This window comes from Pseudomonas sp. NPDC089547 (assembly GCF_050280665.1).
Lineage (GTDB): Bacteria > Pseudomonadota > Gammaproteobacteria > Pseudomonadales > Pseudomonadaceae > Aquipseudomonas.
The window spans coordinates 186,908-198,981 of the sequence record NZ_JBNNVS010000006.1; the positions used below are offsets into that span (position 1 = coordinate 186,908).

The 12,074-nt window shown below is 62.0% G+C and carries 15 protein-coding genes and 1 tRNA gene; 11 read left to right on the plus strand and 5 right to left on the minus strand.

Features of this window, described 5'->3' with window-relative positions:
• Nucleotides 1-28 precede the first annotated feature (28 nt).
• The 6 genes from ACQKPZ_RS06800 (at nt 29) to csrA (ending at nt 5,374) form a co-directional block, all read left to right on the plus strand.
• Nucleotides 29-1,105 (plus strand): NAD(P)H-dependent flavin oxidoreductase, encoded by a 1,077-nt coding sequence (locus tag ACQKPZ_RS06800; protein ID WP_427536353.1) that lies wholly within the window; start codon nt 29-31, stop codon nt 1,103-1,105.
• A gap of 206 nt (nt 1,106-1,311) precedes the next feature.
• A complete protein-coding gene (gene modA, locus ACQKPZ_RS06805) occupies nt 1,312-2,070 on the plus strand; it encodes a molybdate ABC transporter substrate-binding protein (protein ID WP_427536355.1) in 759 nt (252 codons plus the stop codon).
• The gene (modB, locus tag ACQKPZ_RS06810) at nt 2,070-2,750 is read left to right on the plus strand and encodes a molybdate ABC transporter permease subunit (protein ID WP_016487935.1); all 681 of its coding nucleotides are present in this window, start codon (nt 2,070-2,072) and stop codon (nt 2,748-2,750) included. The genes modA and modB overlap by 1 nt, the downstream gene beginning before the upstream one ends.
• A 1-nt stretch (nt 2,751) precedes the next feature.
• Nucleotides 2,752-3,843 (plus strand): molybdenum ABC transporter ATP-binding protein, encoded by a 1,092-nt coding sequence (modC, locus tag ACQKPZ_RS06815; RefSeq protein WP_427536357.1) that lies wholly within the window; start codon nt 2,752-2,754, stop codon nt 3,841-3,843.
• A gap of 57 nt (nt 3,844-3,900) precedes the next feature.
• On the plus strand, nt 3,901-4,923 hold the full coding sequence (locus ACQKPZ_RS06820; protein ID WP_427536359.1) for a DNA topoisomerase IB: 1,023 nt from the start codon (nt 3,901-3,903) through the stop codon (nt 4,921-4,923).
• A 253-nt stretch (nt 4,924-5,176) separates the two neighbouring features.
• Nucleotides 5,177-5,374, plus strand: coding sequence for a carbon storage regulator CsrA (csrA, locus tag ACQKPZ_RS06825; protein WP_004375914.1), 198 nt, complete (start codon nt 5,177-5,179; stop codon nt 5,372-5,374).
• 45 nt (nt 5,375-5,419) lie between these two features.
• Here the strand turns inward: csrA and ACQKPZ_RS06830 are convergent, their stop codons facing one another.
• Genes ACQKPZ_RS06830 through ACQKPZ_RS06845 form a run of 4 tightly spaced genes read right to left on the minus strand, consistent with a single transcriptional unit; the run spans nt 5,420 to nt 8,721 of the window.
• The gene (locus ACQKPZ_RS06830) at nt 5,420-5,773 is read right to left on the minus strand and encodes a response regulator (RefSeq protein WP_391137065.1); all 354 of its coding nucleotides are present in this window, start codon (nt 5,771-5,773) and stop codon (nt 5,420-5,422) included.
• Nucleotides 5,774-5,784: 11 nt separating this feature from the next.
• Nucleotides 5,785-7,230, minus strand: a complete 1,446-nt coding sequence (locus ACQKPZ_RS06835) for an ATPase domain-containing protein (RefSeq protein WP_427536361.1) — start codon at nt 7,228-7,230, stop codon at nt 5,785-5,787.
• 18 nt (nt 7,231-7,248) lie between these two features.
• Nucleotides 7,249-8,397, minus strand: a complete 1,149-nt coding sequence (locus tag ACQKPZ_RS06840; protein WP_427536363.1) for a two-component system sensor histidine kinase NtrB — start codon at nt 8,395-8,397, stop codon at nt 7,249-7,251.
• Between the two features lie 48 nt (nt 8,398-8,445).
• Nucleotides 8,446-8,721: a hypothetical protein gene (locus ACQKPZ_RS06845; protein WP_427536365.1), complete on the minus strand. Its 276-nt coding sequence runs from the start codon at nt 8,719-8,721 to the stop codon at nt 8,446-8,448.
• A gap of 201 nt (nt 8,722-8,922) precedes the next feature.
• On the opposite strand from ACQKPZ_RS06845, the gene ACQKPZ_RS06850 reads away from it, so the two are divergent.
• Nucleotides 8,923-9,007: transfer RNA gene (locus ACQKPZ_RS06850), tRNA-Leu, on the plus strand.
• A gap of 104 nt (nt 9,008-9,111) precedes the next feature.
• A complete protein-coding gene (locus ACQKPZ_RS06855; RefSeq protein ID WP_403203552.1) occupies nt 9,112-9,525 on the plus strand; it encodes a DoxX family protein in 414 nt (137 codons plus the stop codon).
• A gap of 1 nt (nt 9,526) precedes the next feature.
• On the opposite strand, the gene ACQKPZ_RS06860 is transcribed toward ACQKPZ_RS06855, so the two are convergent.
• The gene (locus tag ACQKPZ_RS06860; protein ID WP_427536367.1) at nt 9,527-9,724 is read right to left on the minus strand and encodes a hypothetical protein; all 198 of its coding nucleotides are present in this window, start codon (nt 9,722-9,724) and stop codon (nt 9,527-9,529) included.
• Nucleotides 9,725-10,108: 384 nt separating this feature from the next.
• Between ACQKPZ_RS06860 and adhP the strand changes: the two genes are divergently transcribed.
• The 3 genes from adhP to ACQKPZ_RS06875 all read left to right on the plus strand — a co-directional run bounded on the left by adhP (nt 10,109) and on the right by ACQKPZ_RS06875 (nt 11,936).
• Entirely contained in the window at nt 10,109-11,119 is a 1,011-nt protein-coding gene (gene adhP, locus ACQKPZ_RS06865) for an alcohol dehydrogenase AdhP (RefSeq protein WP_019096527.1), read from the plus strand.
• 98 nt (nt 11,120-11,217) lie between these two features.
• Nucleotides 11,218-11,424: a DUF6434 domain-containing protein gene (locus tag ACQKPZ_RS06870; protein ID WP_427536369.1), complete on the plus strand. Its 207-nt coding sequence runs from the start codon at nt 11,218-11,220 to the stop codon at nt 11,422-11,424.
• Nucleotides 11,425-11,699: 275 nt separating this feature from the next.
• Nucleotides 11,700-11,936, plus strand: a complete 237-nt coding sequence (locus ACQKPZ_RS06875; protein ID WP_427536371.1) for a hypothetical protein — start codon at nt 11,700-11,702, stop codon at nt 11,934-11,936.
• The last annotated feature ends 138 nt before the right edge of the window (nt 11,937-12,074 follow it).

Here is a 12,074-nt window from a genome sequence, read left to right on the forward strand (position 1 = left end):
ACCGCCTACCCCGCGCAAGGAGAACCGCATGAGCCGCTGGCCCGATCGTCGCATCCTCGACCTGCTGGGCATCGAGTTGCCCATTCTCCAGGCGCCCATGGCCGGTGCAACAGGCTCGCCCATGGCCATTGCCGTGGGCCTGGCAGGCGGGCTGGGTGCCCTGCCCTGCGCCATGCTCACCGCTGAGCAAGTGCGCGCCGAGATCGCCGCCTTTCGTGCTGGCTGCCCGGGCCGCCCGCTGAACCTGAACTTCTTCTGCCACCAGCCGCCAGCACCCGATGCCGAGCGCGATGCACGCTGGAAGCAGGCCCTGGCGCCTTATTACAGCGAAACCGGTGCCGACTTCACCGCCCCCACACCAGTGTCCAACCGTGCGCCGTTCGACGAACAAAGCTGCCAGTTGGTGGAGCAACTGCGCCCGGAGGTGGTGAGCTTCCACTTCGGCCTGCCCCCGGCTGACCTGCTGCAACGGGTGAAGGCCAGCGGTGCCAAGGTGCTGTCCAGCGCCACTACCGTGGAAGAAGCGGTCTGGCTGGAGCGCAATGGCTGTGACGCGATAATCGCCATGGGTTATGAAGCTGGCGGGCATCGCGGCATGTTCCTCAGCGACGACATTACCAGCCAGATCGGTACCTTCGCCTTGGTGCCGCAGGTGGCGGACGCCGTCAGCGTGCCGGTGATTGCCGCGGGCGGTATCGGCGACCACCGCGGCCTGGTGGCGGCGCTGGCCCTGGGCGCTTCGGCAGTGCAGATCGGCACAGCTTACCTGTTCTGCCCTGAGGCCAAGGTGTCGCCGGCCCACCGCCAGGCGCTGGATAGCGCGCCCGCCAGCGATACGGCGTTGACCAACCTGTTTACCGGCCGCCCGGCGCGTGGCATCAACAACCGCATCATGCGCGAGCTTGGGCCAATGAGCGACCTGGCACCACGCTTCCCGCTGGCGGGTGGGGCGTTGATGCCTTTGCGGGCGATTACCGATCCGCAGGGTAAGAGTGACTTCAGTAACCTGTGGTCGGGGCAGGCGCTGCGGCTGGGGCGACACATGCCGGCAGGTGACTTGACCCGGGAGATTGCCGAGAAGGCGCTGGCTGTAATTTATCGTTAAACAGCTTAATAGACAGGTTCGGCCTCTTCGCGGGTAAACCCGCTCCCACAGGTACTGCACACTATTCAGAACCTGTGCTGGCCCTGTGGGAGCGGGTTTACCCGCGAAAGAGTCGGGCCTGCAAATGCATCACCCAGCCCCTTCCCGGCAAATGGCCTATCGCTATATAGTTCTGGCCATAACGATAACCCCAAGGAGCTGTCTTCATGCGTATCCGCCCGTCCCACCTGGCCTTCACCGCCCTGGCCAGCCTGTTCGCCTTCAACACTGCCTGGGCCGATGAGGTTCAGGTCGCGGTCGCAGCCAACTTCACAGCCCCTATCCAGGCCATCGCCAAGGACTTCGAGAAAGACACCGGCCACAAGCTGGTCGCCGCCTATGGTGCCACCGGGCAGTTCTACGCACAGATCAAGAACGGCGCGCCGTTTGAAGTGTTCCTGGCCGCTGACGACACCACCCCGAAAAAGCTGGAAGAAGAAAAGGAAATCGTCCCAGGCTCGCGCTTTACCTACGCCATCGGCACCCTGGCCCTGTGGTCGGCCAAAGAAGGCTACGTAGATGCCAAGGGCGAAGTACTGAAGAAAAACGAATACAAACACCTGTCCATCGCCAACCCGAAAGCGGCACCTTACGGCCTGGCCGCCACCCAGGTGCTGGACAAGCTGAAGCTCACCGACACCACCAAAGGCAAGATCGTCGAAGGCCAGAACATCACCCAGGCCTTCCAGTTCGTCTCCACTGGCAACGCCGAACTGGGCTTCGTTGCCCTGTCGCAGATCTACAAAGACGGCAAGGTGACCAATGGCTCGGCCTGGATCGTGCCTGCCAACCTGCACGACCCGATCCGCCAGGACGCCGTGATCCTCAACAAAGGCAAGGACAACGCCGCCGCCAAGGCGCTGGTCGAGTACCTGAAAGGCCCGAAAGCCGCAGCGGTGATCAAGTCCTACGGTTATGAACTCTGATGCCACTGGATGCCAGTGACCTGGGTGCAATCTGGCTGACCGTGAAACTGGCCAGCCTGACCACCTTGATCTTGCTGGTTATCGGCACCCCCATCGCCTGGTGGCTGGCGCGCACGCGCTCATGGCTGCGCGGGCCGGTGGGGGCGGTCGTAGCGCTGCCGCTGGTGCTGCCACCGACGGTGATCGGCTTTTACCTGCTGATCGCCCTCGGGCCGCACGGTTGGCTCGGCCAGGCTACCCAGGCATTGGGCCTGGGCAGCGTGGTGTTCAGTTTCACGGGCCTGGTGATCGGTTCTACGGTGTATTCCATGCCGTTCGTGGTGCAGCCACTGCAGAATGCCTTTGGCGCGATTGGCCAGCGCCCGCTGGAGGTTGCCGCCACCCTGCGCGCCAGCCCGTGGGACACCTTCGTCCATGTGGTGCTGCCGCTTGCCCGCCCTGGTTTCGTCACAGCCAGCATTCTCGGTTTCGCCCACACCGTGGGCGAGTTTGGCGTGGTGCTGATGATTGGCGGCAACATCCCCGACAAGACCCGCGTGGTTTCGGTGCAGATCTTCGATCACGTCGAAGCGATGGAGTATTCGCAAGCCCACTGGCTGGCCGGTGCCATGCTGGTGTTCTCTTTCCTGGTGCTGCTCCTGCTGTACGCCGGACGCCGCGGCAAAGCTGGCTGGAGCTGAAATGACCGCATCGATTGTGGCGCGCCTTAACCTGGCGCGCGACGACTTTACCCTGGACGTCGACCTGCACCTGCCCGGGCGCGGCATCAGCGCACTGTTCGGCCACTCGGGCTCCGGCAAGACCAGCTGCCTGCGCTGCCTGGCCGGGCTGGAGCGGGCGGCCAGCGCCTACATCGAGGTTAACGGTGACGTCTGGGAAGACAGCGCCCGCGGCTACTTCCAGGCACCGCACCTGCGCCCGGTTGGCTACGTGTTCCAGGAGGCCAGCCTGTTCCCGCACCTGTCGGTGCGCGGCAACCTTGAATTCGGCTGGCGCCGGGTGGCCGCTGCCGAGCGCAAGGTCAGCCTCGACCAGGCCTGCCAGCTACTGGGCATCGGCCACCTGCTGGATCGTCGCCCCGCCACCTTGTCGGGCGGCGAGGCGCAGCGGGTGGGCATTGCCCGTGCCCTGCTCAGCAGCCCGCGCCTGCTGTTGATGGACGAGCCGCTGGCGGCCCTGGACGGGCCGCGCAAGCGCGAGATACTGCCCTACCTGGAACGCCTGCACGACGAACTGGACATTCCGCTGGTGTACGTCAGCCACGCCCAGGATGAAGTGGCGCGGCTGGCCGACCACCTGGTGTTGCTGGAACAGGGCCAGGCGGTGGCCAGCGGCCCGATCGGCGAAACCCTCGCCCGCCTCGACCTGTCATTGGCCCAGGGCGAAGATGCCGGGGTAGTGTTCGAGGGCATGGTGGTGGGGCATGACCCGCACTACGACCTGCTCGACCTGCGCTTACCCGGCAGCGCCGGGCCGCTGTTGCGCATCGCCCACCCGGCGCATGTGATGGGCAGCACCTTGCGGATCAAGGTACAGGCCCGGGACGTCAGCCTGGCACTGGCGGCTGACAGCACCTCGAGCATCCTCAACCGCCTGCCCGTGCGGGTACGCGAAAGCCGCCCGGCCGATAACCCGGCCCACGTGCTGGTGAGCCTGGACGCAGGCGGCAACGCCTTGCTCGCCCGCATCACCCGCTTCTCGGCAGACCAGCTTGGCCTGCACCCTGGCCAGGCGCTGTTTGCCCAGATCAAGTCGGTGGCCCTGCTGGGCTGAGCATCCTGCGCACGGGCGTTGTCCATTGATCAGTGACCTGATCGAGGCCTGCCGCCCATGCTCGACTGCCCCCTGCCACGCACCCTGCACTATGTTGACGACAGCCAGCCGGGCCTGACCCGACGACGCTGGCGCGACCGCTTCATCTACCTGGATACCGACGGCCAGCGGGTGCGCGACAGCGAAACCCTGGCGCGCATTGCCGCGCTGGTGATTCCGCCGGCCTACACCCAGGTGTGGATCTGCGCAGATCCACAAGGCCACTTGCAGGCGACCGGCCGCGACGCCCGTGGCCGCAAGCAATACCGCTACCACACGCAATGGCGCGAACTGCGCGACCAGCACAAGTACGGGCGCATGCTGGCGTTCGCCCAGGCCTTGCCCAAATTGCGTGCGCAGCTGGAGGCTCACCTGGCACGGCCTGGCCTGGACCGGGAAAAGGTAATGGCTCTGGTGGTGAGCCTGCTGGACCACACCCTGATCCGCATTGGCAACCAGCGCTACCTGCGTGACAACCAGTCCTACGGGCTGACCACCTTGCGCAACCGCCACGTGCAAGTCAAAGGCAGCAGCATCCGCTTCCAGTTCCGCGGCAAGCGCGGTGTCGAGCACAACGTCACCCTCACCGACCGGCGCCTGGCCAACCTGCTCAAGCGCTGCATGGAGCTACCAGGCCAGGCGCTGTTCCAGTACCTGGATGAAAACGGCCAGCGCCACAGCGTCGGCTCCAGCGAGGTCAACCAGTTCCTGCAACAGTTGACCGGTGCCGACTTTACCGCCAAGGACTACCGCACCTGGGCCGGCAGCAGCCTGGCCCTGGACCTGCTCAGGCCCCTGGCCTGGGAGCCAGACACCGAGGCCAAACGCCAGGTAGCAGCCATTGTGCGCCAGGTCGCCGCCCGGTTGGGTAACACGCCTGCGGTGTGCAGGCGCTGCTATATCCACCCGGCCGTACTCGAACATTATGCGCTGGGGCGCCTGGGCAACTTGCCAAAGCGCCGTATACGCAAGGGCCTGGACCCCGAAGAAGTGGCCTTGCTGCTATTTCTTCAAGCACTTGAGGAACAGGACGACCATTAAGCCTGTCTATTCAAGCCATGATGCGAAGAAATTTCCCATTGGCCGCCAAGCCCCCTATTCTTGCCATCGAGCACCTTGGCCGACAAACCCTTGGCGGTTTGCTTCGGCACCTGCAACTGAAGACACGCAACAGAATTTGTCTGTCGGGGAATTACTATCCGCCGAAAGCGTCTTTAATGAGAAGGAAGAGGGACTAGCTCCCACCGCAGCGGCAACTGGCCCGGCGGATTTTTACATCACCAAGGAGAACTACATGCTGATACTCACCCGCAAGGTTGGCGAAAGCATCGTCATCAACGATGACATCAAAGTCACCATTCTGGGCGTCAAAGGGATGCAGGTGAGGATCGGGATCGATGCACCGAAAGATGTTCAGGTTCATCGCGAAGAGATCTTCAAGCGTATCCAGGCTGGCAGCCCGGCCCCGGAAAAGCACGACGACTCGCACTGAGCGACCCGCCTCAAGTCGCACGGACGCGCTTGATCGCCCCACGCCTCAGGTGCCGAGCAGCTCGTGCACCTTGGCGATCATACAGTCCATGTCGAAGGGTTTGTCGAACACGGCAGCGAACAGCTCCGGGCACCCCTGGTTGGCTTGCGCGCCACTCATCAGAATGACGGGCAACTCGCTCAAAGCCGGGTCTTCGCGCATCGAACGCACCAGCTCTTCACCGTTGAGCAAGGGCATCATGTAGTCGGTAATCACCAACTGCACACGCTTCTCTTTTAGCGCTTCGAGTGCCTTGTAGCCATTGCTCGCCTTTTCCACCAGATAGCCTTCATCCTCCAGGGCGAACCCGAGGATATCGGCAATCAGGTATTCGTCATCGACGATCAGGATGGTGTTCATGGGCCGCTCCGTCACCCGCCCCCTTGCGGCACCGGCGTTCCCGACAGCACGCCACAGGCACCTTCGAACGCCTTGCGCAAGGTAATGCCTTGCGGCCCGATCACCAGCTCGTGCAAGGCAGGGTCATGGTGGCTGTCGCGCACCTTGAGGATCGACAGCATGCGCCGCAGCTGCGAATCCAGCTCGACGAACCGCATCAACATCAGGTTGTCGACGATGCTCGACAGGTCCGGGGCCGGCGCGCTGATTTCAGAGCCGAAAATATCGCGCATCTCCCAGGTAAGCATCACACTGACATCGCGTGCACGCAGCTCGCCAGCCAAGGCCCGGAAAAACGCATTGAGCCGCGCCGGGTCGACGGCCAGGCGGCTGAACGCTCCAAGGCTGTCGATCAGTACACGTTTGCTGCCCTGCGCCTCGACACGCTCGAGCAGGCGCGCACCCACCTGGTCCAGCAGGCCCTCAGTTGTCGGTTGCCAGCACAACTGCAGGCTGCCGGCCTGCTCCATCGCTGCAAAGTCGTAGCCCAGCGACGCGGCCTTGTTGCGCAGGCGCTCGGGCGTTTCGTAAAAGCCGAAGTGAAGCCCCGGTGCCTGCTCGGTACTGGCGCCAAGAAAAGCCAGCCCCAATGAGGTCTTGCCAATACCCGAAGGCCCGATCAGCAAGGTGACCGACCCCATGGCCAGGCCACCATCGAGCATTTCATCCAGGCTTGGCACGCCACTGCCGATGCGTGCGGGAATAGCGCTGCCCATCTGGCTGGGGTGGCTGAACAACGCCTCCAGGCGCGGGTAGACATGCATGCCGCTTTCATCGATAAGGCATTCATGGCGCCCCGACAACGCGGCACTGCCACGGGTCTTGCGCAGCTGCACATGGCGCACCGCGCGGCTACCCACCAGTTGCTCGCCCAGCTCGATCACGCCATCGACCATGGTGTGCTCCGGGCTGCCCTCGTCCAGCCGTGCACTGGTAAGCAACAGCACCGTGCAGCCAGCAAATGCCGCATGCCCTTGCAACTCGGAGACAAACTTCTTGGTGTCCAGCGCCGTTTCCGCACGCACCCGGGCATTGAGCACGCCATCGACGATCAACAGGCTGGCCTGCTGCCGGGCGATTTCCTGGCGCAACAGCCGCACCACGGCATCCAGCCCCTCCTGTTCAAGGGTGTCGAAGGCACTCACGAACTGGATCTGATCGCCGACCAGCGCAGGGTCGAAGAAGTCCAGGGTGCCCAGGTACTGGAACAGCCGCTCATGCGACTCGCTCAGCAAGGTCGCCACCAGCACCCGGCCACCGCTGCGCACGTGGCCGCAGGCCAACTGGTTGGCGAGAATGGTCTTGCCCGCGCCCGGCGGGCCCTGAATGATGTAGGAGGCACCGGCCACCAGGCCACCCTTGAGCAGGGCATCGAGCCCTGCGATACCTGTCACCAGCCGCTTGAGTGCCTGCGCCATGATGATTACCTGTCGTGATTACTGGGGGGGCTTGTCCTGATACGTTGGCAAGTAAAGCTGCATGGAAGTTCCATGGCCGGGCTCGCTATCGACAAAAATGGCACCGCCGCTCTGCCTGGCAAAGCCATAGACCTGGCTTAGCCCCAAGCCAGTACCCTTGCCAAAGGGCTTGGTCGTGAAGAATGGCTCGAAGATACGCGGCAGTACCTCGGGGGCAATGCCTTCGCCGCTGTCTTGCACCACGAAGCGCACGAAACGGCCGTGCAGCCCTTCCACTTCTCCAGCCAGGTCGACCACCGCGGCGGTCAGGCCTATCCGGCCCTCCCCGGTGATGGCATCGCGGGCATTGAACAGCAGGTTCATCAGCACCATCTGCAACTGCCCTGCATCCACCTCGATCAATGGCAAGTCCGCCTGCAACTGCACTTGAAGTTCAATCGAGCCTGGCAACGCATGCTCCAGCAGCCCACGGGTAGCGGCAACAAGGTCGGCCGGGGCAACACAGGCCACATCCAGCTGGCGATGGCGGGCAAAGCTGAGCAGTTGCTGGGTCAGTTCGGTGCCCCGCTGCCCGGCATCGAGGATGTGTTGCAGCATGCGCTGGATACGCACCGGGTCCTGGCTGCCCAGTGCCAGGCGCGCCGAGCTGAGAATGATGGTCAGCATGTTGTTGAAGTCGTGCGCCAAGCCGCCGGTCAACTGGCCGAGTGCCTCCAGCTTCTGGGCCTGGAAGAGCTGGGCGCGCACGGCGTCCAGCTGCATCGCCGAGTCGCGGCGGTCGGTGATATCCCGGGTCACCTTGGCCAGGCCGATAATCTGGCCTTGCTCATCGCGAATCACGTCCAGCGCCGCCAAGGCCCAGAACTTCGTGCCATCCTTGCGCACGCGCCAACCTTCATCCTGCGCCACGCCCTGCTCCAGCGCCTGGCGGAGCAAGCGTTCGGGGCGGCCGTCGGCGCAATCCTGCGGGGTGAAAAAAAGCGAGAAATGCTTGCCGATCACTTCATCGGCGCGGTAACCCTTGATCCGTTGCGCGCCAGCATTCCACGACACCACATGGCCGGAGGGGTCGAGCATGTAGATGGCGTAATCCACCACCGACTGAACCAGCTGTTCATAGCGGTGGGCAGGCATGACGGGGTGATCGAGGCAGTCAGCTGAAACCATGCAAACTCCACTGGCACAGCAGGGGGGACGATATGAGCCGTGCGAGGCTCAGCGCTCAGGCTCGATCAACACGGGGCTGATGCGCCGTGGCATGGCCACTTTCAGCAGCCACAAGCCAACCAGCATGATAACCCCACCGCCAGCCAAAGCCAGCAGTCGTTGCGGCTGAGGGTGCCCGGCGTCAAAACCCAGCATCAGCAAGTATCCACCCAGGCTGATCAAGCTGAGGAACAGAAACGCCCCCAGCACGATCACTTGCGCAAACAGCACGCGCCAAAAAAGCCGTGGGTACACGATGCGCTCGCAAGCGTCAGACTGAGTCATCGTCCCATACCATTGGATCCAATAAAGCAGCAACAGTGGCGTAATGACATCAACGTGTCAATTACCCGAGCAATCAACCCTTCATGCTGTTGATCATAGGTGCTGTAGTTGACTCAACTATAACAATGGGTTATAAAGCGCCCTTGATTGCAAAGCCCTTCTGCTTAGAAGCGAGCTGGTCGTTGCGACCCCTTCAAGCGTGCGAGTGTGGTGGAATTGGTATACACAGCAGACTTAAAATCTGTCGGCGTGAGCCTTGCGGGTTCGAGTCCCGCCACTCGCACCAAACTTCGTTGAAAAGGCGCCCTTGCGGCGCCTTTTTGCTACCTGCCAGCAATGTTTCGCGCAACTGCTAGAGTGGAGCTTGTCCCCGTCCACTGGAACGCCACCATGCGCTACTCCCTGTTCGATGGCCAACGCGACATCATTATCCTGATTGCCCGCGTGCTGCTGATGATCCTGTTCGTCTTGTCTGGCTGGGCCAAACTGACTGGCTTTGATGGCACGGTTGGCTACATGACGTCACTGGGCGCCCCCGCCCCCATGCTGGCGGCAGCGATTGCCGTAATCATGGAGTTCGTGGTTGCCATCCTGCTGATCCTTGGTTTTTACACGCGGCCGCTGGCGTTTCTGTTTGCGCTGTTCGTGCTAGGTACAGCACTGTTGGGCCACCCGTTCTGGAACATGGTCGACCCCGAGCGCAGCGCCAACATGACCCAGTTCCTGAAAAACCTCAGCATCATGGGCGGCCTGCTGTTGCTTGCCGTGAGTGGCCCAGGGCGCTTCTCGGTAGACGGGCGCTGAGTCAGTCGTCTTCGCAGTCGTCAAACCACGCTGGGTGATCACGCTCCTCGTCGTCGAGGTCATCCAGCGTTTCCTCGTCTTCTTGCACTTCATCCTCGGCGCCCTGGGCATCCGCCTCGTGCTCAACGTCGTCGTAGAGAAATTCATGGTCAAGCAGATGATCGTGCTCGGGTTCGTGCAGGTCGTCTTCGTCGCGCATGCTGGCTCCTGGGGTAATGGCAGGCCTGTATAGGCTGAACAGGTTCCGAGGTCAATGCGTTGCCAGTTAATCCTGGGTTAACCCACCGGGTGCAGCCTGCAGGCTCTCCCTTCAAACGTGTTTTGCCCGCCCATCACGGCGGGCTTTTTTATGGCACTGCGCACATGACAGCCCCATGACCTGCGCTTCACGAAATGCTGACAAACGGATGGGCACACTGACCCTGCTCCGTACGTTCTTGCAGCCCGCCGCATTATTGCCGCGGGCTTTTCTTTTTGTGGCGAAATTCTTCAGCCATGACCTGAAGCAGTTTTGCCTGGCGACGCAAGGGCTATGCTAACCCGGCGATAACCCAAGCTCACTCGGATAGACACGGAGGCTCTTATGAAAGCTGCTGTTGTTGCGCCAGGCCGTCGCGTGGATGTGGTGGAAAAAACCCTGCGCCCCCTCGAACACGGCGAAGCGCTGCTGAAGATGCAATGCTGCGGTGTTTGCCACACCGACCTGCACGTGAAAAATGGCGACTTCGGCGACAAGACCGGTGTCGTGCTGGGCCATGAAGGCATTGGCGTAGTCCAGGAAGTCGGGCCGGGCGTGACCTCGCTCAAGCCGGGCGACCGCGCCAGCGTTGCATGGTTTTACCAAGGGTGCGGGCATTGCGACTATTGCACCAGCGGCAACGAAACCCTGTGCCGGGAAGTCAAGAATTCCGGCTATACCGTGGACGGCGGTATGGCCGAAGCCTGCATCGTCAAGGCCGACTATTCGGTCAAGGTGCCCGACGGCCTCGACTCCGCCGCCGCCAGCAGCGTTACCTGCGCCGGCGTGACCACCTACAAGGCGGTAAAAATCTCCAACATCCGCCCCGGCCAATGGATCGCCATCTACGGCCTCGGCGGGCTGGGCAACCTGGCCCTGCAATATGCCAAGAACGTGTTCAACGCCAAAGTGATCGCCATTGACGTCAACGAAGAGCAACTGCGCTTTGCCAGTGAAATGGGCGCCGACCTGGTGATCAACTCACGCACGGAAGATGCAGCAAAAGTCATCCAGGCCAAGACCGGGGGCGCCCACGCAGCTGTGGTCACCGCCGTTGCCAAAGCCGCCTTCAACTCGGCCGTGGACGCGCTACGCGCAGGCGGCCGCCTGGTTGCCGTCGGGCTGCCGTCAGAGTCCATGGACCTGAACATCCCCCGCCTGGTGCTGGATGGGATCGAAGTGGTTGGCTCGTTGGTGGGCACACGGCAAGACCTGCAAGAGGCCTTCCAGTTTGCCGCTGAAGGCAAAGTAGTGCCCAAGGTGACCCTGCGGCCGATCGAGGACATCAACCAGATCTTCGACGAGATGCTGGAGGGCAAGATCAAGGGCCGCATGGTGATCCAGTTCGAAGGTTGATAGCCTGAGGGCCGATCATTTCGAACGACCTAAAGCCCGTGAATGATCATTCACGGGCTTTTGTCTTTTTAATCGTCTTAATCGTCAAGGAACAGACCATGAGCTTCGACTGGCACGCCGGGCCGATTACCCGCACCACGCCACTGGACAAGCACTACCGCAACACGCAAAAGGTGCGTCAGTTTCTGCTCAGCGAATGTGGCCCGGCATTCAGGTTCGACCGCGCCTTCATGGCGTGGATCAAGAGCGGCACGCCGTCCACAATGGGCGACGTCGCGGATGAATGGCTACGGATGCATCGGTGAGATTCATTAGCTGATACCTGCACGCATGCCTGCGATGCAGCCGCCTCCTCCAACATCTTGTCCAATGCTTCAACCATGCTGGAATAATCCATTTCCTGACTACCTCGCTGGTGGAATGGGCTTGAGGTCAACTCTAGCTTGCGAACATTTCAATACGTGGTGGGGGGACCGGTGCGTATTTACCCCCTCCCTGCTGATGACCCGCGTAAGGGTGGTGCGGTTCAAGAAAAGTGCTCAAGATGCAGCATCGAGCCTGTGCACACGAGGAAATGGGCATGTCTATTCGAAGCTTGGCCAAACACCTACCGCCAGACCCCTCCAGATCGGGCTGGGTTATGGGATGGGGCGTTCTGAGAGACAGGCATCCATGGCATTTCGTTGACGTCTATGCCGACCAGAAGACGGCCGAAGCGGAGGCGAAGCGCCGAGGTGAAGGCTACGTCGTGGAGTTCGGCTCGCATCGCCTGGGGTCGCGAGAATTTGTGTGCGGCATAACCTTGCCTGAAGGCTAGTGCCCAAAGCGGAATCGATCAGATTTCTTACGCGCAAATAAAAGGTTCTTCACGGATTGCCGGGAAAGTCATTCTTGATCTTCATGAAAAAGAACTCGCTGTCCCGGTAGCCGTAAGCCATCCGCTTGATCACCTTGA

Bases quoted from the DNA above. Each gene is read 5' to 3' on its own strand.
- ACQKPZ_RS06800 (WP_427536353.1), top strand. From the start codon at position 29: ATGAGCCGCTGGCCCGATCGTCGCATCCTCGACCTGCTGGGCATCGAG.
- modA (WP_427536355.1), top strand. From the start codon at position 1,312: ATGCGTATCCGCCCGTCCCACCTGGCCTTCACCGCCCTGGCCAGCCTG.
- modB (WP_016487935.1), top strand. From the start codon at position 2,070: ATGCCACTGGATGCCAGTGACCTGGGTGCAATCTGGCTGACCGTGAAA.
- modC (WP_427536357.1), top strand. From the start codon at position 2,752: ATGACCGCATCGATTGTGGCGCGCCTTAACCTGGCGCGCGACGACTTT.
- ACQKPZ_RS06820 (WP_427536359.1), top strand. From the start codon at position 3,901: ATGCTCGACTGCCCCCTGCCACGCACCCTGCACTATGTTGACGACAGC.
- csrA (WP_004375914.1), top strand. From the start codon at position 5,177: ATGCTGATACTCACCCGCAAGGTTGGCGAAAGCATCGTCATCAACGAT.
- ACQKPZ_RS06830 (WP_391137065.1), bottom strand. From the start codon at position 5,773: ATGAACACCATCCTGATCGTCGATGACGAATACCTGATTGCCGATATC.
- ACQKPZ_RS06835 (WP_427536361.1), bottom strand. From the start codon at position 7,230: ATGGCGCAGGCACTCAAGCGGCTGGTGACAGGTATCGCAGGGCTCGAT.
- ACQKPZ_RS06840 (WP_427536363.1), bottom strand. From the start codon at position 8,397: ATGGTTTCAGCTGACTGCCTCGATCACCCCGTCATGCCTGCCCACCGC.
- ACQKPZ_RS06845 (WP_427536365.1), bottom strand. From the start codon at position 8,721: ATGACTCAGTCTGACGCTTGCGAGCGCATCGTGTACCCACGGCTTTTT.
- ACQKPZ_RS06855 (WP_403203552.1), top strand. From the start codon at position 9,112: ATGCGCTACTCCCTGTTCGATGGCCAACGCGACATCATTATCCTGATT.
- ACQKPZ_RS06860 (WP_427536367.1), bottom strand. From the start codon at position 9,724: ATGCGCGACGAAGACGACCTGCACGAACCCGAGCACGATCATCTGCTT.
- adhP (WP_019096527.1), top strand. From the start codon at position 10,109: ATGAAAGCTGCTGTTGTTGCGCCAGGCCGTCGCGTGGATGTGGTGGAA.
- ACQKPZ_RS06870 (WP_427536369.1), top strand. From the start codon at position 11,218: ATGAGCTTCGACTGGCACGCCGGGCCGATTACCCGCACCACGCCACTG.
- ACQKPZ_RS06875 (WP_427536371.1), top strand. From the start codon at position 11,700: ATGTCTATTCGAAGCTTGGCCAAACACCTACCGCCAGACCCCTCCAGA.